Source organism: Chryseobacterium arachidis (genome assembly GCF_900129245.1).
In the GTDB taxonomy this organism is placed as follows: domain Bacteria; phylum Bacteroidota; class Bacteroidia; order Flavobacteriales; family Weeksellaceae; genus Chryseobacterium; species Chryseobacterium arachidis.
Map to the genome: position 1 here is coordinate 405509 of NZ_FQUT01000002.1, position 21403 is coordinate 426911.

The following is a 21403-nucleotide window of genomic DNA, read 5'->3' on the forward strand; positions in this document are numbered from 1 at the left end:
TAAAATTTTCTTAATATTAATTCCATTCTAAAATTATAAATAGAATTAAAACATTCGAATGAAAGCTCCACAGGCAAAAAAAATAGAAAAAATACTCGAAATACACGGCGACAAAAGGATTGATAATTATTTCTGGCTCAACGAAAGAGAGAATCCCGAAGTCACAAAATATCTGGAAGAGGAAAATGCGTATGCAGAATTCGTGATGAAGGATACAGAACAGCTTCAGGAAGAACTTTTCGAGGAAATGAAAGCCCGCTATAAAAAGGACGACGAATCTCTCCCTTATTTTTTTAATGAATATTGGTACATTGTCCGTTACGAAGACGGAAAAGAATATCCTATTTTCTGCAGAAAACATCACAGTTTAGACAACGAAGAAGAAATTATTCTTGATGTTAATATTTTGGCAGACGGACAAGATTATTTTGAAGTAGGAAGTGTTGCCGTTTCCCCGAATAATGAGCTGGCTTCTTTCTCATCCGACAATGTAAGCCGCAGAATTTACACCATCAATTTTAAAGATTTAAAGACAGGAGAAATCCTTTCAGATACAATCGAAAATACGACAGGAAAAGCAGTTTGGGCAAAGGATAATGAACACGTTTTCTATATCCGAAAAGACGACAGTTTAAGAGCTTTTCAGGTTTACAGGCATAAATTAGGCACAGATTCTTCAGAAGATATTTTAGTTTTCCATGAAAAAGATGAGACTTTTGATGTCAATGTTTTCAAGACAAAGTCTTTGGAATATATTTTCATTGCAAGTTCCAGCACCATTTCGGATGAGCACAGATTTATTCCGGCAGATAACGTTTTTGCAGACTGGAAAATTATTCAGCCAAGAATTGATGATTTGGAATATTCTGTTGAGCACTATGAAGATGAGTTTTATATCATTACCAATGCAGATGATGCTTTTAATTTTAAAATTGTAAAGGCAAAAATCGACCATTGTGAAATGGAAAACTGGGTGGACGTAATTCCTCATCGTCCTGAAGTTTTACTGGAAGGTTTTGAAATATTTAAAAACTATCTGGTTCTTGAAGAAAGAGAGGAAGGTTTATTACAGATAAAAATTATCGACGAAAAAACACAGGAATCGTATTATTTACCTTTTTCTGATCCTACTTATACCGCATACATCGGAACAAATCTTGAGTTTGATACGGAAGTTTTACGTTATGGATACACTTCTTTAACACAGCCAAGCTCGACATATGAATATAATATGAAAGAAAAAACCACCAAGCTTCTGAAACAGCAGGAAGTTTTGGGCGGAAAATTCTTTGCTGAAAATTATATTTCCGAGAGAATCTGGGCTGATTCAAGAGATGGAGAAACAAAAGTTCCTATTTCTCTGGTTTACCACAAAGACACGAAAAAATCTGCAGACACTCCTTTACTTTTATATGGCTATGGAAGTTACGGACATACGGTTGATGCGAGTTTTTCCAATGTAAGATTATCAATTTTAGACAGAGGATTTATTTATGCAATCGCTCACATCAGAGGGGGTGAATATCTGGGAAGAGAATGGTATGAAGACGGAAAAATGTTATTTAAGAAAAATACATTCTTCGATTTTATTGATGCAGGAAAGTTTTTAATTAAAGAGAATTACACGTCTTCTAAACATCTTTATGCGATGGGCGGAAGCGCAGGAGGATTATTGGTGGGAGCCGTGATGAATTACGAACCGACTTTATTCAACGGAATTGTAGCTCAGGTTCCTTTTGTAGACGTAGTTTCCACAATGTTGGATGAAACAATTCCTTTAACAACCGGAGAATACGACGAATGGGGAAATCCAAACGACGAAGAATATTATCATTATATGAAGGAATATTCTCCTTACGATAATGTAGAAGCGAAAGATTATCCGAATACTTTAATTACAACCGGATTGCACGATTCTCAGGTTCAATATTGGGAACCGGCAAAATGGACAGCAAAATTGAGAGAACTGAAAACAGACGACAATCTTTTAGTCTTTAAAACAGACATGAGCGCAGGACACGGCGGTGCGAGCGGAAGATTTGAATCTTTAAAAGAAGACGCATTGGAATATGCATTTCTACTAAAATTAGAAAATAAGAAAAATGATTAACGACGCAGAATATTGGCAGAAAGTACAACAGTTTTTCATTGAAAATTTTGATACTGAAAAAGATGCTCCGATTGAAACCTATCTGTTTTTAATAGGCCTTCAGGAATTGGGAAGCGGTCAGCAGAAATATACGAAAGATGACAAGGTGAATTTAATTCATATCGCCGTTTGCAGATTGTTAGAACCTTTCGGGTATTACAAATTTTCACATTACGACGATGATGGATATCCGCATTTTGAGGAATTGGAAAAACTTCCGGAACTGAAACCGAATGAGCAGCAGATTCTGATGAAAAAAGCGATTATTCAGTATTTTCAGGATGAAGAATTAATTTGAGAATTGATATTTTATCAATAGGAACGGGCTAAAGCCCGTTTTCAATATAACATAAAAAAGCAATCAGCTTTAGCCAAAACTTAAATGAAATCAAAAAATGGAAAGTAAAAAATTACTTTCCATTTTTTATTTATATAATTCAAAAATTTTTAAATTAATTCATTTTAAAATTCTCAAATTAAAATCTCTTCCAATTGATTAAGGCCCATTTTAAAACCTTCCTCAAAGCCCATTTCAAGCATTTGCTTCATTGCCTGTTCAGATTCAAAATGAATGTTGACCGTAACTTTTGCTCCTTCTTCCACCCCTGTAAAGCCAAACAGCCATTTCGATTCAGAAAAATCCGGATTTACGTTTCCATTTTCATCACAGAACGTATCGGTACCGTCAAAACTTCTGTGCTCCATAATCTCTCCGTATTTTACCTGAGCGTAATGCCTTTCTCCTTCGGGACCAATCATTGAATACAACCAAACACCACCTTCCTTAAAATCCTGCCTTTTTGTTTCGCATTTCCACGGTTTTGGCGCCCACCAGTGATCCAGCAATTCGGATTTTGTAAAATAATCCCAGACTTTTGAAACTTCGGCGTCATATATTTTCATAACATATACACTTAGGGAATCAAAATCTTTGTTAAAAATGATTTCAGATTTCATAATAATATTTTGTTTTAAACAAAGCTACTCCATTATATTTTCAGATCACTTTTCTTATGCCAAGAAATTATAAAATTTATAAATAAATGTTAAAAAACACTCTTTTAAGAAAAATTATACAATTTTTTGGCTCGTTTTTTGTTTATCTAGTCTTAAAATATTTAATTTTAACATTCACTTTTTTAAAAAACTCATAAAATAAAGTAAATGAATAATAAATTCATCCCAATAATATCGGTGTTCATGACGATCTCACTGATTGTTTTCGTCACGCTCCAGTTTTATTGGCTGAAAAATTATTATGGTGCCTTGGAACAGGATTTTTCCTCTAAAGTTTATTCTGCACTGGAAAGCACTTCCAAAAGCATAGAAGAAATAGAAGTTGATAAATATTTAAACGTTGATAACAAGGATTTTAGAAAGAATATTCTTGCGAGCAGCAATCAGCCAACACTGACGACTATTCAGCAGGTTGAAGATTCGGGGACACAACGACAAATTATTTATTCAAAAAATATTATTGAAAAAAGTCAGCTTCCGATTTCCAAACAAGGAGATTCGATTAAGCTGACAAAATTATATAGTGACGAAGCCGCTTATAAGATCAAAAGAGACACTACAAACCGCGAAATTCTTACGGCAGACATCAATCAGGATCTGGAAAATGGTGATTATGCCTTAAAAGAATATGCAAAAGTTTATGGAAACAATTTGCCTATCACAAAAAGAGTCGATGAGAAGGTTTTGGATTCCGTTATTGCGAAAGAACTGAGAATCAGAGGAATTTCTGCCAAGTTCGGTTATGGAATAATTGATAAGAATAATAACCTTACAAAAGTGGTCAGCAGTGATTATAAAGAGAAAAAAGAAAATAATACGTACAGTTATCCGCTTTTTACCGATCAGAAAGAAAGAACTTTGTATAGTCTAGCTTTGGTTTTCCCTAAAAAAGATGTCTCTCTGGCAATGAACAACTGGCCGATGCTTCTGGGAACTTTTCTTTCATTATTAACGATTTTAGGTATTTACATTATTTCCATCAATTATATGATGAGACAGAAAAAACTGGCGGAAGTGAAAACAGATTTCATCAACAATATGTCTCATGAGTTTAAAACGCCTTTGGCAACGATTTCCGTGGCAACAGATTCTTTGGCCAACGATAAAATCGCAACCAATCCGGATAAGGTAAAATACTACTCAAACCTTATCAAACAGGAAAATCTGAGGATGAAAAAGCAGGTTGAAAACGTTCTAAATATGTCTAAGCTTGAAAGAAATGAAGTTAAACTATTTTTAAAGGAGGCTAACGTAAGAGAACTGATCAAAAAGACAACCGAATCCTTCAACCTGATTGTTCAGCAAAGAAACGGAAAGCTTACGCAGGAATTTAATGCAACGAATTATACATTTAAAATTGATGAATTTCATATTTCTAATATGCTTGTGAATTTATTGGATAACGCTAACAAATACTCGCCAGAAGCGCCGGAAATCAGTATTAAAACAAGAAACGAAGGGCATTTGTACGTCATTGAAGTTTCCGATAAAGGAATGGGAATGGAAACCCAGAATAAAACAAAGATTTTCGAAAAATTCTTTAGAGAAGAAACGGGAAATATCCATAATGTAAAAGGACAGGGATTAGGACTTTCGTATGTAAAGAAAATTGTAGAACTCCATAAAGGACAGATCATTGTGGATTCGCACAAAGGGAAAGGAAGTACGTTTACGATCAAGCTTCCGATGGCGTAAACAACAAAAACGGCAAATCAATAAACAAAATATAAGAAGAGAAGAGTGACAAGGGTTCATTCTTAATTAAAGAATTTTTAATGAGTTAAAACTATGAGCAACAGAATATTATTAGTAGAAGACGATCAGAGTTTCGGGGCAGTGTTGAAGGATTATTTAACGATAAATAATTTTGAAGTTACTCTTGCCACAGATGGAGAACAGGGATTGAAGGAATTTACGGAAAACGAATTCGACATCTGTATTTTTGATGTGATGATGCCTAAAAAAGACGGTTTTTCTTTGGCTGAAGACGTTAAAAAAATTGATAAAAACACACCAATCATTTTCTTGACGGCAAGAAATATGAGAGAAGATATTTTAAAAGGATATCAATTGGGAGCCGATGATTACATCACAAAACCTTTTGATACTGAATTGCTTTTATATAAAATCAAAGCTATTCTTCAGAGAAGTTCTACCCTGGAAAATGAAGAGCAGGAACAATTTAAGATCAGCAATATCTTCTTTGATTCGATGTTGAGACAATTGAGAGTGGGTGATAATGAATATAAGCTTTCTCCAAAAGAAAACGAATTGCTGAAACTTCTTTGCATCCATAGAAACGACTTCATGCCGAGAGATCTTGCTTTAAGAAAGATCTGGAAAAAGGAAAACTACTTTACAGCAAGAAGTATGGACGTTTATATCGCAAAACTTCGTAAGCTGTTAAAAGATGACGAAGGGTTGGAAATCATCAATGTTCACGGAGAAGGATTCAGGCTTTTGGTGAAAAATTAGTCAAAAAATATCACTATAAATATAAAATTAGCAAAGCAATTAAAAATGTTTTGCTAATTTTGTTTTATACCAGAAGATATGAAGAATACATTTTTAGGCTTAATTGCCATTTCTATATTAACCATTTCTTGTAAAAAAGATGAAAGAGCCACTTATTTGAAGGAAGAAGCAGGTGCACAACAGCCCGCAGTTGCAGTAAATAATGCTCCTAAGGCATCACTTTTTGATCAGGCTGGAATTAAAACCACTTCCAACCCGACTCAGCTAACAACGGTTACAGCTCCGGGAATGAATCCGCCACACGGACAGCCAGGTCACAGATGCGACATTCCGGTAGGACAGCCATTAAGCTCTGCTCCGGCTCAGCAGGGAGCTCAAAATGTAGCCATCAACGCCCAACAGGGACAAACAATACAAATTGACCCTAATTCTTTACAACCCGGAAAATTTTCTGTTGATAAAAACGGAAATCCTAAAGTTGTAAAAACAGCTCCGGGAATGAATCCTCCGCACGGAGAACCGGGACATAGATGTGATATTCCTGTAGGACAGCCGCTGAATAGCAAGCCTGCTCCGGCACCTCAGTCTACACAAGTCGTTGCACAAAATACACCCGCACCCACTCCGGCACCGGCTCCTACCGGACCAAAACCGGCAGTAAACCCTCCGCATGGAGAGCCTTGGCACGACTGTGCGAAGAAAGTAGGAGAAGCTTTGTAGTCAGGTAAAGCAAAAGACCCATGATTATTTATGAGATCGAAAAGGATATCGAAGGAACAATTCATGAAGATATTCTGATGAACAGATTAGATCAATGTATTAAGCCTGTTTACAACAATTTTTTCGGTCTTGAATATCATGCATCTGTAACCTTATACGACAACACATTTCTTCCCTGCGTAGTTTTCAGACATCTCGGAAAAGCAATAGAATTAAAATTCAACAGCTTACATGCAAAGGTTTATCATGGGACAATCCAAAGAACATTATTGCATCAGGATGATGTTCAGAAAGATATTATTGAAAGAATAATTTCTCAAAATAATATCATTGATCTATCGGACATTGTAAAGATTGAAACGTGTGTATATTCTTTCCCCGAAAAACTCAGAAAAATAAAATTTAATCCTACCCATTATTTTCTTGTCAGATTTGATGACGGAAGCTTTGAAAACTTTCGGGGTTCTGAGACAGGATTTTATGAAGTTCCTTTTGGTAAAGAATTTGAAAACATAGTTGAGATATTTAGTTCTACATTAATGCTTCAAAATGGAGATATCATTGAACTGAAAAACTATATGGATTGGAAGAACAATGAAGCCAACTTTAAAAAGATACACTTTGGCAAACCTTTCTTTACCTGTTATTTTGGTGGTTCTCATGAAAAAGATTTTGAAGAAAAGCTGGCCAAAACCCGAATTAATTTCAGAGAATGATCCAGATCAATAACAAATTTCCTACCTTTGCGTCGTGAAATTCATTCAACTCTTATTAATTGTCTTTTGTCTGGGGATTTTTCTAATTCCTAAAGATAATTTCTATACTCAAATTTCACAGGAAACTTGCTGCCAATCCGGAATGGATTGTTGTAAAAACGATCACCATAAACAGCATTCTCAAGACAATCACAACAAAAAAGAACAAAAATCTTCCTGCAATGATGATTGCTGTTCGAGCTGTGTGGCTTGCTATACTTTCATAGAAACTCCGTTTTCAAAGAGTTTACAGTTGGAATATTCATATTACAAATCCAACAAAAATTTACAGTTTGAATATTCTGATCCTCATATTTCAGATCGTTTGAAAGAAATCTGGCAACCGCCGAAAATAGGTTAATTCAATCAACAGGAGTTCATTAAATTTTTAATGGACAGTTTTTTACTTAATCTAAATTTTAAACAAAATGAAATTATATATTTCCAGGATGATTCTTGGTGTATTCTTATTATCTACACAATTTATATTGGCTCAAAATCTTTCTAAAAACCAGTTCAAAGTAAAAGGAAACTGCGAAATGTGTAAAGAAAGAATCGAGAACACAGCTAAAAAAGCCGGAGCAAAAACAGCAAATTATTCAATTGATTTACAAACATTAACCTTAGAAACAGACAATACGATTTCAACAGATGATATCTTAAAAAAAGTTGCTGAAGCGGGTCATGATAATGAAAAATTTAAAGCAACTGATACAACCTACGAAGCTCTTCCGGGATGCTGTCATTATGATCGTGATTTACAGCCAAAAGCTACTGAAAATCATGAACATCACTCAAAAAAAGAGAATGAATTTTATGTAAAAGGAAATTGTGAATCGTGTAAGGCCAGAATTGAAAAGGCAGCCAAAGACGCAGGAGCAGACTCCGCAGAATGGAATGCGGAAAAGCAAATGGTAACTTTAAATTTTGATCCGAAAAAGACTTCTTCAGATAAAATTTTAAAGAAAATTGCAGACGTTGGTCACGATAACGAAAAGTATAAGTCCAGCGATAAAACTTATAAAAATCTTCCTTCTTGTTGTCTTTACGACAGAGAGATTCCTTTGGGAGAAGCTAATCCGAAAGTACATTTCGAAGAAGGTATTCAATCTGAACATTCAGGACATTCTGATCCAGGAAATTCAAATGAAGAGAATCATCAGGATCATCAAAAAATTATTGAAGGAGTTACAGTAACAGGAGGAAAATCCGCAACATCATTAAGTAAAAAAGAAGCCGGATTGGTTTTTAATATTGATAAAAAAGAATTATTAAAAGCCGCTTGCTGCAATTTATCCGAAAGTTTTGAAACCAATGCTACAGTTGACGTTTCTTTCAGTAATGCTGTGACAGGAACAAAGCAACTGAAAATGTTAGGTTTAGATCAAAAATACACGAGCTTAACAAAAGAATTATTGCCTGAAATTAGAGGATTAGCTTCGGCTTACGGATTGAATTTCATTCCCGGAAGATGGATTGAAAGCATTCAATTGACGAAAGGAGGAAGCACTGTGACCAATGGTTACGAAAGCATTACAGGACAAATTAACACGGAATTATTGAAAAATGCAGAGAAACCGGAAACTTCCTTGAATTTGTTTGCTGATTTCAACGGAAGAGCCGAAGCCAATATCACAAGCGTCTCGCCCATCAATGAGAAATGGTCACAAACATTTTTACTTCATGGAAACGGAACTTTTGGAGACACGGACATGAATGACGACGGATTTCTCGACAGACCAAAAGGGACTCAGTTAAATGCAGCTTATCTATTGAATTATAACGATTTGGAAAAATCAGGTTTGGGTTCGCATTTTGGAATTAACTTCATTAAAGACGAAAGAACTTCCGGACAAATCGGTTTTGATAAAAAAACTCCACAAAAGGATCAATCGCTTTACGGTGTCGGAATTGATATTTCAAGATTTCAGATTTGGAATAAAACGGGGTATGTTTTTAAAGGAAAACCTTACCAAAGTTTGGGTTGGATGAATCAATATACGTATCATCAACAAGATAGCTTTTTCGGATTGAGAAATTATTCTGGGAAACAGCAAACCTATTATTCAAATTTAATTTTTGAAAGTATTTTAGGAAATACCAATCATAAATACAAGGCGGGAGCGAGTTTTATGTACGATGGTTACGATGAAACGTATTTAACCAACAATTTTAAAAGAAACGAAATCGTTCCCGGAGCTTTTGCAGAATATACGTTGACAGGTCTAAAATATACTTTGGTTGTAGGAGCAAGAATCGATTTTCACAATTTGGCAGGAACTCAGTTCACGCCGAGATTGAATTTTAAATATGATTTCACACCACAAACTATTTTGAGGCTTTCTGCGGGAAGAGGTTTCAGAACTGCAAATGTTTTTGCAGAAAGTCAGCAATATTTTGCATCAAACAGAAATGTTCAGATTTTACAAAATGGAGGAAATATTTATGGTTTAAAACCCGAAATCGCATGGAATTACGGAGCAAGCTTGCAGCAGGAATTCAAACTTTTCGGAAGAAAATCCACAATTGTTGTCGACTTTTTCAGAACCGATTTCCAGGATCAGGTGATGGTAGATTTAGACCGCTCACCTCAACAATTGACTTTCTACAATCTGGATGGAAAATCTTTTGCCAATTCTTTTCAAACACAATGGGATTTTACGCCTTTCAAGAATTTTGATGTAAGATTGGCTTATAAATATTACGACGTCCAGGCAGATTATTTAGACGGAAGACGTGAAGTTCCATTCATGGCAAAACACAGAGGTTTTGTGAATCTGGCGTATTCAACCAATAAAAATAATAACGGCGGATTCTGGAGTTTTGATACGACTTTAAATTTAGTCGGAAAACAAAGACTTCCGAATACCTCTTCAAATCCTGAAGAGTTTCAGTTACCAACCTATTCTGAATCTTATGCGATTTTAAATGCACAGATCTCAAGGAATTTCAATAAAAAAATCAGAGCGTATTTGGGCGGTGAAAACCTGACTTCTTATTATCAGAAAAACGCGATCGTCGATTTTAAAAATCCTTTCGGAAATTATTTTGACGGCGGAATGGTGTACGCTCCGATCATGAAAGCGAATTTTTATGTTGGATTAGATTTGACATTTTAATTCAACCACAAAAGTCACAAAAGATGTAAACACATTAGTTTATTTAAAGTAAAATCATATTAAATAAAAGAGCACAACAGTTTTTGAAAATCTTTGATTTTCTTCTTTTGTGAACTGAATGTTTTCAGGATTTTTATCTTCTTAAGTTTTCTGATGTTTTTAGAAAAAGCTTTTGTGACTTTTGTGGTAAAAACACAAGCATGGTTTCAATAATTTAATCATTGAGAAACCATGCTTTTTTGTACCTTTATGCTAAAGTAAATCTATGTCACAGACACTTATTTTTGAAGATAATTACAAGAAATTAGGTTTTGAAACTTTTTCTGAAAATAATCTGAAAACCCTTAAAGACACGAAATATAAATCTGAAATCAAAGTTTTCTACGTTCCGGAAGGTTACGAACTGACGGTAGATTTTAAACATTATAAAACAGAAAATCCTGCTTTATTTTTCTTGACCAATCAACATTTGCAGGTTGAGAAAGGCATTAAAGAGTCTAATCTTTTATATTATAACCGCGATTTTTACTGCATCCAAATTCATGATAAGGAAGTTGCCTGTGACGGACTTCTTTTCCATAATGTTTTTGAAATTCCTTTTGTAGAGCTTGATGAGAATGAAAATTTTATCATTAAAAGTTTATTTCAAAGCATCAAAGATGAGTTGGAATGGAAAGATTCTTCCGCCGAAGAAATGATCAGAACGTATGTAAAACAAATCATTATTCGCGCTACTAGAAAATGGAAAAAACAAAATTTAGATAATGATGAAATAAAAATTCCTGGCAACGAACTGGATGTATTCCGGGATTTCAGCCGACATTTGGAAATTCATTTCAGGGAAAAACATAATGTAGCAGATTATGCAGACTTACTTCACATCGCTCCAAAAACGTTAACGCATAAATTTAAAAGTTTAAACCTTGAATCTCCCAACCAGTTTATCATCAACAGAATTTTACTGGAAGCCAAAAGACTTTTATTTTATACCGATAAGCCTGTGAAGGAAATTGCTTATGATTTAGGCTACGAAGATCCGGCCTATTTCAACCGTCTTTTCACCAATAAAATCGGAAGCACACCCACAAATTTCAAGAAAAATTACACTTCAGGAAAAAAGTACAATATTTAAGTCAATTTGTGTATTTATCCGGAGTAATTTCTGATATACCTTTGTCACATCAAAAAATAACAATATTTAAAACAACAAAAAACAATTATTATGAGACGTAACGCAACAGCCGTTTGGAACGGTACCATCAAAGAAGGAAACGGACACATCACTACTCAAAGCACTACATTAAACCAGACTCAATATTCTTTCAACAGTCGTTTTGCGGATGGAGTCGGAACAAACCCTGAAGAATTATTGGCAGCAGCTCACGCAGGATGCTTCACCATGAAATTGAGCGCAGAACTTTCTCAAGCTGGTTATACTCCTGAAGAATTGACTACAAAATCTGTGATCACTTTAGACCCAAACATCGGAAAAATCACAAAATCTGAATTGACTTTAACTGCAAAAGTTCCGGGAATTTCAGAAGAAGAATTTCAAAAATATGCGAAAATCGCTGAGGAAGGATGCCCTGTAAGTGCCGCTTTCAACTTTGAAATTACTTTAGAAGCTACTTTGGCGAACTAAGAATCAAAAAATTAAAGCACAAAGTTTGTCATTCCGTAGGAATCTAGGGGGAATTATTAGAAATATAATTGCAAAAATATCTGCTTAGATTCCTACGGAATGACAAACTAAATGAATAAATTAATGATGAGAATATCATCAATAGGAACGGGCTTTAGCCCGTTTTTTCATTCAAAACCGTCAAATTGGCTTTAGCCAAAACTTAAAAAATCAAAGATTCAACTTAATTAATCTGAACTTTTTAAATAAAATCTTAATGGTTTAATTCAATAGATCAAACAGATAATCGTTAATTGCAAAATAAAATATACCGATTGGTATATTTTTGTATATTTGCATCATAATCAGTTGAAAATGTCAAAAGCAGAAAAGACAAAACAATTCATTATCGAGAAAACGGCATCATTGTTTAATACCAAAGGTTATCTTTCCACGACTTTATCAGACATTGCAAAGGCAACCAATCTCACAAAAGGAAGTATTTACGGAAACTTCGCCAACAAGGATGAGTTGGCCATCGAAGTTTACAAATATAACTCTAGTGTGCTGAGTAAAAATATGTTAAGATCTTTCAGTGATGAATTTCCGACAACGATGGATAAACTTCATGCCTTTGTTGATTTTTACAGAAAAAACTGGCGTTCGGTTTTTTCCAACGGTGGCTGTCCGTTAATGAACGCAGCGACAGAATCTGACGATATTTTTCCAACCCTTAAAAATCAGGTTAAAAAATCTTTTGAAGACTGGTCAGGAAAAATTTCAGCGGTTATTATTCAAGGTCAGAAAAATGGAGATTTAAATGTAAAAGCTAATGCAGAGGAATATGCATCCATTTTCATCATGCTTCTCGAAGGCGGAATTCTATTATCCAAAACAACGGGAGATGAGAAATTTTTAAACCTTGCTTTAGACAGAATCACTCACATGATTGACAATGAATTAAACATACTTCCATCATAAACTTCACGCTATGGAAACAAAAAAAGTGGCAATTGTAGGATACAACAGAATTCCGTTTGCCAGAATGAATACAGCTTACACAGACAAAGGGAATCAGGATTTACTCCTTCCGGCTCTGAATGGTTTGATCGACCGTTACAACCTCAAAGGAAAACTTTTGGGTGAAGTTGCCGGAGGTGCAACAATCAAACATATTTCTGAAAGCAACCTCATCCGGGAAACCGTTATGAATACTTCTCTCGATCCTGCAACTCCCGCTTGTGATTTACAACAGGCATGTGATACAGGAATTGAAGCGGCGGTTTATATCGGAAATAAAATTGCTTTAGGTCAGATCGAAAGCGGAATTGCCTGCGGCGTTGAAGCCATGAGCAATATTCCTTTCGAATCCTCTCCAAGATTAAGAAAAGCTTTATTAAAAGCCAATAAAGAGAAATCTGTCTTTGGAAAAATCAAGCAATTATTGAGTCCGAAACTGAAAGACTGGATGCCGATTCCCTACAAAGGTCAGGAACCGAAAACAGGTTTGGTGATGGGCGGTCACACAGAAATTACGGCAAAATATTACGAAATTTCGCGTGAAGATCAGGATGAATTAGCGTTTAGAAGTCATCAAAATATGGCAAAAGCTTATGATGAAGGATTTTTTGATGATATGATAACTCCGGCTTATGGTTTAGATAAAGACAACAATCTTCGCAGAGATACAAGTTTAGAAAAATTAGCGACTTTAAAGCCAGCTTTCGATAAACAAAACGGCACTTTAACGGCCGGAAATTCAACACCGTTTACCGATGGAGCTTCCGCGGTTCTATTGGCAAGTGAAGAATGGGCAAAAGCGAATAATCTCCCAATTTTAGCCTATATCACTTTCTCTGAAATTGCAGGAATTGAATATGTTGAAAACAAACAAGATTTACTTCTGGCTCCCGTTTTTGCAGCTGAAAGAATGCTAAAAAAAGCAGGAATGAATCTGGAAGATTTTGATTATTTTGAAATCCATGAAGCGTTTGCAGCACAGGTTTTAGCTACATTAAAAATCTGGGAAAATGATGATCTGGCTAAAAAATTCGGGCTGGAAAAAGCATTAGGAAAAGTCGATCGAAATAAACTGAATGTAAAAGGCGGAAGTCTTGCAGTAGCCCACCCTTTTGCAGCAACAGGGGGAAGAATCATCGGAACTTTAGCAAAAATTTTACACGAAAAAGGAAGCGGAAAAGGATTTATCTCTATTTGTGCCGCTCGCGGACAAGGGGTAACGATGATCTTAGAAAAATAAATTGAAATATGGATAGATTAGCACAATTAAAACAATACATCGGGAAAGAATTCACCGAGTCACCTTCACCTTTTATGAAATGGCTGAATCCCATCGTCCTTTCTGTGGAAGAAGGACAATTGGAATTTCAATATACGGTAAGACCGGAATGGCTGAATCCAATGGGAAATCTTCATGGTGGAGTTACTGCAGCGATTTTCGACGATGTGATTGGAGCCACCATGTTTTCTTTAAACGAAAAAACATTCATTGTAACCGTAAATAATACCATTGATTATTTTTCAACTGCAAAAGAAAATGATAATATTGTAGCTGAAACTAAAATCATCAAAAGAGGGAAGCAATTTGTAAACGCGCAGTGCGAAATATGGAACGCAGACAAAACACGCTTAATTGCACGAGGAACCTCTAATTTATTCAAAATCAATAATTAATGAAAAGAGTTGTCATAACAGGTCTTGGCGCAGTGACGCCTTTGGGAAATAATGTTGAAGAATTCTGGAACAACAGCATCAATGGAGTAAGCGGAGCCAATACGATTACGCATTTCGATACAGAAAAATTTAAAGTACATTTTGCATGTGAGGTTAAAAATTTTGATCCGAAAGTTCATTTAACGCACAATGAAATCAAAAGAAGCGATCTTTTTTCACAATATGCAATGTATTCCACAGCGGAAGCATTGAAAGATTCCGGACTGGAACTGGAAAATATGGATCCGTTCGACACGGGTGTGATCTGGGGAACAGGACAAGGCGGAATGTGGACTTTCGAAAGCGAAGTGATGAATTTCGCAGCAGGAGACGGAACACCGAGATTCAATCCGTTTTTCGTCCCTAAATTTATTGCCAATATGGCTTCGGGGATGATTTCTATGAAATTTGGGCTTCAGGGAATCAATTATACCACAATTTCAGCTTGTGCAACAGGAAATACAGCCTTAATGGATGCTTTCAACTACATCAGATTAGGAAAGGCAAAAGTAATTGTTAGCGGCGGTTCTGAAGCGGCAATTTCTCCGGCTTCAATTGGCGGTTTCTCGATTATGAAAGCGATGTCTACAAGAAATGATGACTTTGCAACCGCAAGTCGTCCTTACGATGCAGACAGAGATGGTTTTGTAATGGGAGAAGGTGCAGGAGCTTTGATTTTGGAAGAATATGAACACGCAAAAACGAGAGGTGCAAAAATCTATGCAGAATTAGTCGGGGCTGCAATGACTGCTGATGCCTATCACATGACAGCTCCTCATCCTGATGGAGTTGGCGCGATCAAAGCCATGCAATTGGCCTTAAAAGAAGCGGAAATTAATGTGGATGATATCGATTATATTAATCCTCACGCAACTTCTACTCCGATGGGAGATTTAGTTGAATTAAATGGTATTAATAAATTATTTAAAGGAAGCAAAAATTTAGATATCAGTGCTACGAAATCTATGACTGGTCACTTACTGGGTGCAGCCGGAGCGGCAGAAGCTATTCTTTCCATTAAAGCGATTGAAAATGGAATTATTCCACCGACAATCAACCTTCACAATATCGATGAGAATATTCCGAAAGATCTTAATATTGTTTTTGGAGAAGCTAAAGAAAAGGACATCAATTATGCTTTAAGTAATGCCTTTGGATTCGGAGGACATAATGCGACATTGATCTTTAAGAAGTTTTCTTAAATAACTCTCCCGCGGATTTTGCAGATGATTAGATTTTTTAAAACTCAAACATCTGCTAAATTTGCCTGATCTGTGAGAGAAAAATTTAGTCCTTGAGATTTCCATAAAATAATTACAATCCTTGTGCTATGAGGCACAGGGATTTTTTATGTAATAAAAGTTTTCGTATGTTAGCATATACGCTACAAAATATTTTCATGAAGAAACTACACTATGTTTTATTAATTTTTATTTCAAATTTCATTTATTCTCAAAACAATTTTGAGATTGATCTTATTTCTGATCCATATATTAATGACAGTCTTATTTTGGGAGCTCCGATGACGAGAAAAGGATTTGGAGATCTGTACACATTCGATATAAAACCGAATAAAAATATTTCAAAATTTGGTTCGGATCATTCCCTGTATTTTATAAAAGTTCAAAAAGAAAATCGTATCAATGGCTTTATTGAATACCCTCAACCGGTTGCTTTTGTGTATCTGGATAAGAAGAATAAATCTGCTTTGGGAACAAAAATATTTTTTCTGGAAAAAGGAAAATATAAAATTGATCTGCCACAAGATATCAATTTCTTTGACTTTACTATAGACACCCCAACCAATAAGGAATATAGGGTTTTGCAGAAAGCATTGGAAAAATTTTATGTGAAATCAAACAATCCCTATCAGCAAGACAGTCTGGTAAGTCTGGACAAAAAACAGGAATTTCTTGCGCAATACATCAAACAAAATCCCAATTCGTATGTTGCGTTATGGGAAATTGTAAATGATTATACAATGTACAACTACCACCCGGATTATTTGAAAAACATGAATTTATTTTCAGCAAAATTCAAACAAAACAAATTATACAAGGGCGTCGAATCTCATTTAAAGGCAGAGCAATCAACTTCTATCGGACAAAAGATTCCTGATATTTATTTTGATAAACAGAATAAACTGACTTATGAAGATTTCAAGAAACATAAATTAACTTTTATTGATTATTGGTCTACCACGTGTGCTCCATGCATAAAAGGTATGCCTGAAATCGTGAATCTATATCATGATTACAAAGATAAAAACGTAAATTTTATTACCATTACGGACGAAAGCACCACCAAAAGAATGGAATTGGCTACATCTATTTTAAAGAAAAACAATGCCGACTGGACCAATTTCTTTGATGTGAATAAAGATTTCCAAAAGAAATTAAATGCTACAGGCTATCCTCTCCATTTAATTATCGACGAAAATGGAAAAATAATTGCGAGGATCAGAAACAATATTGAAGAAGCCAGAAGTATCATAAAAGAATACCTACAGTAGTATTTAAAATAAAAAAGCAGTCCGTAACAGACTGCTTTTGTTTTATGCTTTCAACCATTCCGATTTGGAAAGGTAATTCTGATCAGGATAATAAATAAAAAGGCAATTTCTTCCTTTTATTGTATTAATGATCGGTTGCGTAAGATCTCTTGGAACAGCAGGACATCCCCAACTTCTTCCGATCCTTTTATGCATGGCTGCAAATTCTTCACTTACATAATCTGCACCGTGCATGACGATGGCTCTTTTGTAAGCCGCATCATTAAAGCCTTTATCCATTCCCAACAGTCTTAAAGAATACCCGTTGTCACCATTATAAGTAGCATCTGTGATATAAAATCCGAGGCTGCTTTGCAGTGAGCTGTTCGTATTTGAGAAATTAGTGGCAAATTCTTCTCCTGTATTTTTCCCGTGGGCAACAAGAGAGTTGAATAATACTTTTTTTTCTTCTGTGTCAATTACCCAGAGTCTCTTCGTATTAGAAGACATTGAAAAATCGCATACCGTTAAAAGATGAGCGTTTTCGTTAAGCAAACCAGCTTTCTTCAAATTTTCAAAACCTGTTAAAGCTTTGAAGAAAACTTCTTCGTTAAGTTCATGCCCCTTTTCAAATGGAATTGATTTGTACAACTCTTCTGATGAAGATACCGAGTTTGTCGTCTTTTCCGATTTCGCTTCCGCTACTTTCTCTACTTTTTTTGTACTGATTTCGTTCTTCACGATTGCCTTTTTTGGAGACAAATAGAACGAAGTAGTTACCATGTAAACAATACCTAATAAGCTATAAAATCCTTTCATTCACTATTATGTTAAATCCAATTGCGAGGGCAAATTTATAAAAACATACTTACGAAAACATAATAACTCAAAAAAGTTTAACTCAATTTAAGAAACTTTAACTTACTGATATTCTGAAAGAAATACAATTTATTTTTGAGAATCTCCTACAAATTCCAAGCTTATAGAATTCATGCAGTACCGCAGCCCTGTTGGTTTTGGGCCATCATCGAAGACATGCCCCAGATGCGAATCACATCTTTTGCACAACACCTCTACCCTATCCATTCCGTAAGCTAAATCTCTCTTGTAATAAACCCCTTCTTTGTCTGCCTCAAAAAAACTTGGCCATCCGCAGCTGCTCGAAAATTTTGAATCGGAACGGAATAAATGATTTCCACAAACGGCACAATAATAATCCCCCAATTCATCAAAATCATTATACTTCCCTGTAAAAGCTCTTTCTGTAGCAGCTTCCCTTGAGATGGCATATAAATCCGGAGCCAATATTTTTTTCCATTCGTCATTGGAAATATCTAATTTTGAAGTATCTGTTCGGGAATAGTATGGATTGTTTTTTGCTTCGTTTTCCATAGAAATATTTTAAATATTTTTAATTATTTACATTAAACCACAAAAGTGACAAAAGCTTCTATTAAAATTTATTATTTCAAGAATAAGTTCATACAAGAAGAAAATCAAGATTTTTCAAAAATTAATATGCTCTTCTTCTCAGTATAATTTAAACTTTGAAATAAACTTGCAGGTTAAATCTTTTGCGACTTTTGTAATAAGAATAAATCATAAGTTCACCACCAAATTTACTAAATTTGAGCATATGAATGATGAAGCCAAAAGAAAACAGCTAAGAAAATACAAAGCATTCGCCACCGGATTATTCCTGTTGATGGCGATTGTTTTTATCATCACTACGATCTTGCAAAAAAATAACGATTCTCACTGGATCGGTTATGTACGTGCGTTTTCCGAAGCGGCAATGGTAGGTGCTTTGGCAGATTGGTTTGCTGTGACTGCGCTTTTCAGCCATCCGCTTGGATTGCCGATTCCACACACGAATTTGATTGAAAACAGCAAACAGAGATTAGGCGATAATCTTGGAAGTTTTGTGGTCAATAATTTCCTATCGCCACAGAATATCCGGCCTTATATCCAGAAGCTAAAAATTTCAGGTTTTGTAGGAGAATGGTTGGGAAAAGAGAAAAATCAGGAAGTTTTGATTAAAAACCTTTCGGATATTGTTTTAGATATATTAAATAAATTAGATGATGCTACGGTGAGCCAATTCATCAGCAAAAAAGTTTCTGAAATGACCGACGGCATCAAACTCAATAAAATTGTGGGAAATGGAATCGGATATATCTTAGAGAAAAACGATCATCAGAGAATCATTACCAATCTTTCTTCACAGATTAAAAATTATATTCTTGAAAATGATGAAATGATCAAAGACCGTGTGAAAAAAGGCAGTTATACCTTCATTCCGGCTTTTGTCGACAATAAAATTGCAGATAAAATCGCGAACGGACTTTCCGATTTTTTTAAAGAAATTGAAGAAAATCCTGAACATGAACTGAGGCATTTAATTACACAAAAAATCTATGAATTTTCCAACGATTTAAAGGAAGATCCAAAATGGGAAAATGAATTTGCAAACATCAAAAATGATCTTTTAAAAGGTGATAAACTGAGTGAATATTCAAATGACATCTGGATTTCCATTAAAAATACATTGACGAAAGAACTTCAGGAAGACGAATCTTCATTAAAAAATTATTTATCTAAAAATTTGAATGAATTTTCACAAAATTTAAAGACCGACGAAAATCTTCAGAATAAAATTGATGATTGGGTTCGTGTCACTGCTTATAAATATATTCTGAAAAATACCCATCAATTTGGCAACCTCATTAGCTCGACGGTTGGAAACTGGCAGGGAAAAGAATTAAGCAAAAAACTGGAACTGGAAGTCGGAAAAGATCTCCAATTCATCCGGGTCAACGGAACTTTGGTCGGCGGATTAGTCGGATTGATAATTTATACGATTGCTCATTTTTTCCTTTAATAAGTTATTTCTCTTTTAAATAATGTCTTGTCATTCTGAATATAAACTGAAGGTTTACGAACGAAGTTCAGAAGTGAAATGAAGAATCTCTTAATCATAAATCATATTTTCCTTTCGTCGAAATGACAGACGGACAAAGTTTTTGCAATAAAAAAGAGAACTCAAAGCTCTCTCTATTTTTTCTTAAAAGATTGGGATAGAAATCTTCGGTTCCAATTCTCATTTCTTTCATTACAGGAAATAAAAATTTCAATACTGAAATAAGAAATATATTTAAAATGGCTAAGATTATAATATTCATTGCTTGAAAATTATTTTGGTAAACGGCTTGCTCTTTTTAAAATTTCTTTATTGATATCATTAATCAGTTCCGGACCTTCGTAGATGAAACCTGTATATAACTGAACTAAAGTCGCTCCTGCATTCAGTTTTTCGATGGCATCTTTTGCAGAATGAATTCCACCCACTCCGATGATCGGAAAAGCTCTGTTGCTTTTTTCCGAAAGATATTTGATCATTTTTGTGCTTCTCTCACGAATCGGTTTTCCGCTTAATCCTCCATTTCCGATTTGTGCTAAAACTTCCGGTGACGTTTTCAGCCCTTCTCTATTCACTGATGTATTGGAAACTACAATTCCGTCGATCTCCGTTTCAGCAATAAGCTCAATGATTTCGTCTAATTGGTTATTATTCAAATCCGGAGCAATTTTCAGTAAAATCGGTTTCTGTACAGCTTTTGATTGGTTGATTTTTTTAACTTCGGTAATCAGCTCGCGCAGATATTCTACATCTTCCAGTTTTGCATGACTTCCTACATTCGGGCAGCTTACATTCAGTACAAAATAATCTACATAAGGATGTAGCCCTTCAAAACAATCAAGATAATCCTGAGTATAATTTTCCGGCGCCGTATCTGTATTTTTTCCGATGTTTCCACCGATGAGGATTTTTCCTTTGTTTCCTTTCAGCTTTTCGATCGCAGCCTGTAGTCCATCATTATTAAAGCCCATTCTGTTGATGATTCCACCATCTTCAATCAATCTGAATAATCTTTTCTTAGGATTTCCGGCCTGCGCTCTCGGAGTTACCGTTCCGATTTCTACAAATCCAAAGCCTAAATCTCCTAATTCATTAAAAAGAACTGCATTTTTATCGAAACCGGCAGCCAGTCCTACAGGATTTTTAAACTTCAAACCGAAAACTTCTCTTTCCAGACGTTTATCTTCAATGGGTTTTGGGAAAAATAATTTGGTAAGAAATCCAAAATTCTTTAACATTGAAAAAGTAAAGTGATGAACCTCTTCAGGATCGAATTTAAAAAGAATCGGACGAATGAGCGATTTGTACATTGAAAAAAAGTTTTACAAAAATACTCATTTTAAAATTAATGGTTGGTTACCCTATGATATTTTATGAAAAAATGTATTATCAATGGTATCTAT

Annotated in this window: 20 protein-coding genes; 16 read left to right on the forward strand and 4 right to left on the reverse strand. The window is 35.0% G+C overall.

Annotated elements, in window-relative coordinates; all coding sequences use genetic code 11:
• Nucleotides 1-58 precede the first annotated feature (58 nt).
• Both BUA89_RS05615 and BUA89_RS05620 read left to right on the forward strand, forming a co-directional pair.
• The gene (locus BUA89_RS05615; RefSeq protein WP_072953895.1) at nucleotides 59-2110 is read left to right on the forward strand and encodes a S9 family peptidase; all 2052 of its coding nucleotides are present in this window, start codon (nucleotides 59-61) and stop codon (nucleotides 2108-2110) included.
• Nucleotides 2103-2447, forward strand: coding sequence for a hypothetical protein (locus BUA89_RS05620; RefSeq protein ID WP_072953896.1), 345 nt, complete (start codon nucleotides 2103-2105; stop codon nucleotides 2445-2447). The genes BUA89_RS05615 and BUA89_RS05620 overlap by 8 nt, the downstream gene beginning before the upstream one ends.
• 173 nt (nucleotides 2448-2620) lie before the next feature.
• On the opposite strand, the gene BUA89_RS05625 is transcribed toward BUA89_RS05620, so the two are convergent.
• Nucleotides 2621-3052 carry an SRPBCC family protein gene (locus BUA89_RS05625; RefSeq protein ID WP_228420526.1) on the reverse strand — a complete coding sequence of 144 codons (432 nt, stop codon included), beginning with the start codon at nucleotides 3050-3052 and terminating at the stop codon, nucleotides 2621-2623.
• Nucleotides 3053-3313: 261 nt separating this feature from the next.
• Here BUA89_RS05625 and BUA89_RS05630 point away from each other — a divergent pair, with 261 nt between their 5' ends.
• The 13 genes from BUA89_RS05630 to BUA89_RS05690 all read left to right on the forward strand — a co-directional run bounded on the left by BUA89_RS05630 (nucleotide 3314) and on the right by BUA89_RS05690 (nucleotide 17101).
• Complete coding sequence (locus BUA89_RS05630) at nucleotides 3314-4861, forward strand: sensor histidine kinase (protein ID WP_072953900.1); 1548 nt, start codon at nucleotides 3314-3316, stop codon at nucleotides 4859-4861.
• 93 nt (nucleotides 4862-4954) lie between these two features.
• Nucleotides 4955-5641, forward strand: a complete 687-nt coding sequence (locus tag BUA89_RS05635; protein ID WP_027380477.1) for a response regulator transcription factor — start codon at nucleotides 4955-4957, stop codon at nucleotides 5639-5641.
• Between the two features lie 78 nt (nucleotides 5642-5719).
• Complete coding sequence (locus BUA89_RS05640) at nucleotides 5720-6361, forward strand: hypothetical protein (protein ID WP_072953902.1); 642 nt, start codon at nucleotides 5720-5722, stop codon at nucleotides 6359-6361.
• 20 nt (nucleotides 6362-6381) lie between these two features.
• The gene (locus BUA89_RS05645; RefSeq protein WP_072953904.1) at nucleotides 6382-7077 is read left to right on the forward strand and encodes a hypothetical protein; all 696 of its coding nucleotides are present in this window, start codon (nucleotides 6382-6384) and stop codon (nucleotides 7075-7077) included.
• A gap of 142 nt (nucleotides 7078-7219) precedes the next feature.
• On the forward strand, nucleotides 7220-7477 hold the full coding sequence (locus BUA89_RS05650; RefSeq protein WP_228420527.1) for a hypothetical protein: 258 nt from the start codon (nucleotides 7220-7222) through the stop codon (nucleotides 7475-7477).
• Between the two features lie 67 nt (nucleotides 7478-7544).
• Nucleotides 7545-10235 carry a TonB-dependent receptor domain-containing protein gene (locus tag BUA89_RS05655; RefSeq protein ID WP_072953908.1) on the forward strand — a complete coding sequence of 897 codons (2691 nt, stop codon included), beginning with the start codon at nucleotides 7545-7547 and terminating at the stop codon, nucleotides 10233-10235.
• 265 nt (nucleotides 10236-10500) lie between these two features.
• Nucleotides 10501-11367, forward strand: a complete 867-nt coding sequence (locus BUA89_RS05660) for a helix-turn-helix domain-containing protein (protein WP_072953910.1) — start codon at nucleotides 10501-10503, stop codon at nucleotides 11365-11367.
• A 90-nt stretch (nucleotides 11368-11457) separates the two neighbouring features.
• Nucleotides 11458-11877, forward strand: a complete 420-nt coding sequence (locus tag BUA89_RS05665) for an OsmC family protein (protein WP_072953912.1) — start codon at nucleotides 11458-11460, stop codon at nucleotides 11875-11877.
• A 354-nt stretch (nucleotides 11878-12231) separates the two neighbouring features.
• Nucleotides 12232-12837, forward strand: coding sequence for a TetR/AcrR family transcriptional regulator (locus tag BUA89_RS05670; protein ID WP_072953914.1), 606 nt, complete (start codon nucleotides 12232-12234; stop codon nucleotides 12835-12837).
• Nucleotides 12838-12847: 10 nt separating this feature from the next.
• On the forward strand, nucleotides 12848-14116 hold the full coding sequence (locus BUA89_RS05675; RefSeq protein ID WP_072953916.1) for an acetyl-CoA C-acetyltransferase: 1269 nt from the start codon (nucleotides 12848-12850) through the stop codon (nucleotides 14114-14116).
• An 8-nt stretch (nucleotides 14117-14124) separates the two neighbouring features.
• Nucleotides 14125-14550 (forward strand): PaaI family thioesterase, encoded by a 426-nt coding sequence (locus tag BUA89_RS05680; RefSeq protein ID WP_072953919.1) that lies wholly within the window; start codon nucleotides 14125-14127, stop codon nucleotides 14548-14550.
• The gene (gene fabF / locus BUA89_RS05685; protein WP_072953921.1) at nucleotides 14550-15791 is read left to right on the forward strand and encodes a beta-ketoacyl-ACP synthase II; all 1242 of its coding nucleotides are present in this window, start codon (nucleotides 14550-14552) and stop codon (nucleotides 15789-15791) included. Before BUA89_RS05680 ends, fabF begins: the two co-directional genes overlap by 1 nt.
• 197 nt (nucleotides 15792-15988) lie before the next feature.
• Nucleotides 15989-17101 carry a TlpA family protein disulfide reductase gene (locus tag BUA89_RS05690; RefSeq protein ID WP_072953923.1) on the forward strand — a complete coding sequence of 371 codons (1113 nt, stop codon included), beginning with the start codon at nucleotides 15989-15991 and terminating at the stop codon, nucleotides 17099-17101.
• A gap of 42 nt (nucleotides 17102-17143) precedes the next feature.
• Here the strand turns inward: BUA89_RS05690 and BUA89_RS05695 are convergent, their stop codons facing one another.
• Together BUA89_RS05695 and msrB are read right to left on the reverse strand one after the other, a co-directional pair.
• Nucleotides 17144-17899, reverse strand: a complete 756-nt coding sequence (locus BUA89_RS05695; protein ID WP_072953925.1) for a murein L,D-transpeptidase catalytic domain family protein — start codon at nucleotides 17897-17899, stop codon at nucleotides 17144-17146.
• A 129-nt stretch (nucleotides 17900-18028) separates the two neighbouring features.
• Entirely contained in the window at nucleotides 18029-18472 is a 444-nt protein-coding gene (gene msrB, locus BUA89_RS05700; protein ID WP_072953927.1) for a peptide-methionine (R)-S-oxide reductase MsrB, read from the reverse strand.
• A 244-nt stretch (nucleotides 18473-18716) separates the two neighbouring features.
• On the opposite strand from msrB, the gene BUA89_RS05705 reads away from it, so the two are divergent.
• The gene (locus BUA89_RS05705; protein ID WP_072953930.1) at nucleotides 18717-19961 is read left to right on the forward strand and encodes a DUF445 domain-containing protein; all 1245 of its coding nucleotides are present in this window, start codon (nucleotides 18717-18719) and stop codon (nucleotides 19959-19961) included.
• Between the two features lie 311 nt (nucleotides 19962-20272).
• Here BUA89_RS05705 and BUA89_RS05715 read toward each other — a convergent pair whose 3' ends face one another.
• Nucleotides 20273-21310 (reverse strand): quinone-dependent dihydroorotate dehydrogenase, encoded by a 1038-nt coding sequence (locus BUA89_RS05715; RefSeq protein WP_072953934.1) that lies wholly within the window; start codon nucleotides 21308-21310, stop codon nucleotides 20273-20275.
• Nucleotides 21311-21403: the final 93 nt, after the last annotated feature.

What these genes read in the sequence shown, in the direction of transcription:
- BUA89_RS05615 (WP_072953895.1), top strand. Translation starts at nt 59, where the DNA reads ATGAAAGCTCCACAGGCAAAAAAAATAGAAAAAATACTCGAAATACAC.
- BUA89_RS05620 (WP_072953896.1), top strand. Translation starts at nt 2,103, where the DNA reads ATGATTAACGACGCAGAATATTGGCAGAAAGTACAACAGTTTTTCATT.
- BUA89_RS05625 (WP_228420526.1), bottom strand. Translation starts at nt 3,052, where the DNA reads ATGAAAATATATGACGCCGAAGTTTCAAAAGTCTGGGATTATTTTACA.
- BUA89_RS05630 (WP_072953900.1), top strand. Translation starts at nt 3,314, where the DNA reads ATGAATAATAAATTCATCCCAATAATATCGGTGTTCATGACGATCTCA.
- BUA89_RS05635 (WP_027380477.1), top strand. Translation starts at nt 4,955, where the DNA reads ATGAGCAACAGAATATTATTAGTAGAAGACGATCAGAGTTTCGGGGCA.
- BUA89_RS05640 (WP_072953902.1), top strand. Translation starts at nt 5,720, where the DNA reads ATGAAGAATACATTTTTAGGCTTAATTGCCATTTCTATATTAACCATT.
- BUA89_RS05645 (WP_072953904.1), top strand. Translation starts at nt 6,382, where the DNA reads ATGATTATTTATGAGATCGAAAAGGATATCGAAGGAACAATTCATGAA.
- BUA89_RS05650 (WP_228420527.1), top strand. Translation starts at nt 7,220, where the DNA reads ATGGATTGTTGTAAAAACGATCACCATAAACAGCATTCTCAAGACAAT.
- BUA89_RS05655 (WP_072953908.1), top strand. Translation starts at nt 7,545, where the DNA reads ATGAAATTATATATTTCCAGGATGATTCTTGGTGTATTCTTATTATCT.
- BUA89_RS05660 (WP_072953910.1), top strand. Translation starts at nt 10,501, where the DNA reads ATGTCACAGACACTTATTTTTGAAGATAATTACAAGAAATTAGGTTTT.
- BUA89_RS05665 (WP_072953912.1), top strand. Translation starts at nt 11,458, where the DNA reads ATGAGACGTAACGCAACAGCCGTTTGGAACGGTACCATCAAAGAAGGA.
- BUA89_RS05670 (WP_072953914.1), top strand. Translation starts at nt 12,232, where the DNA reads ATGTCAAAAGCAGAAAAGACAAAACAATTCATTATCGAGAAAACGGCA.
- BUA89_RS05675 (WP_072953916.1), top strand. Translation starts at nt 12,848, where the DNA reads ATGGAAACAAAAAAAGTGGCAATTGTAGGATACAACAGAATTCCGTTT.
- BUA89_RS05680 (WP_072953919.1), top strand. Translation starts at nt 14,125, where the DNA reads ATGGATAGATTAGCACAATTAAAACAATACATCGGGAAAGAATTCACC.
- fabF (WP_072953921.1), top strand. Translation starts at nt 14,550, where the DNA reads ATGAAAAGAGTTGTCATAACAGGTCTTGGCGCAGTGACGCCTTTGGGA.
- BUA89_RS05690 (WP_072953923.1), top strand. Translation starts at nt 15,989, where the DNA reads ATGAAGAAACTACACTATGTTTTATTAATTTTTATTTCAAATTTCATT.
- BUA89_RS05695 (WP_072953925.1), bottom strand. Translation starts at nt 17,899, where the DNA reads ATGAAAGGATTTTATAGCTTATTAGGTATTGTTTACATGGTAACTACT.
- msrB (WP_072953927.1), bottom strand. Translation starts at nt 18,472, where the DNA reads ATGGAAAACGAAGCAAAAAACAATCCATACTATTCCCGAACAGATACT.
- BUA89_RS05705 (WP_072953930.1), top strand. Translation starts at nt 18,717, where the DNA reads ATGAATGATGAAGCCAAAAGAAAACAGCTAAGAAAATACAAAGCATTC.
- BUA89_RS05715 (WP_072953934.1), bottom strand. Translation starts at nt 21,310, where the DNA reads ATGTACAAATCGCTCATTCGTCCGATTCTTTTTAAATTCGATCCTGAA.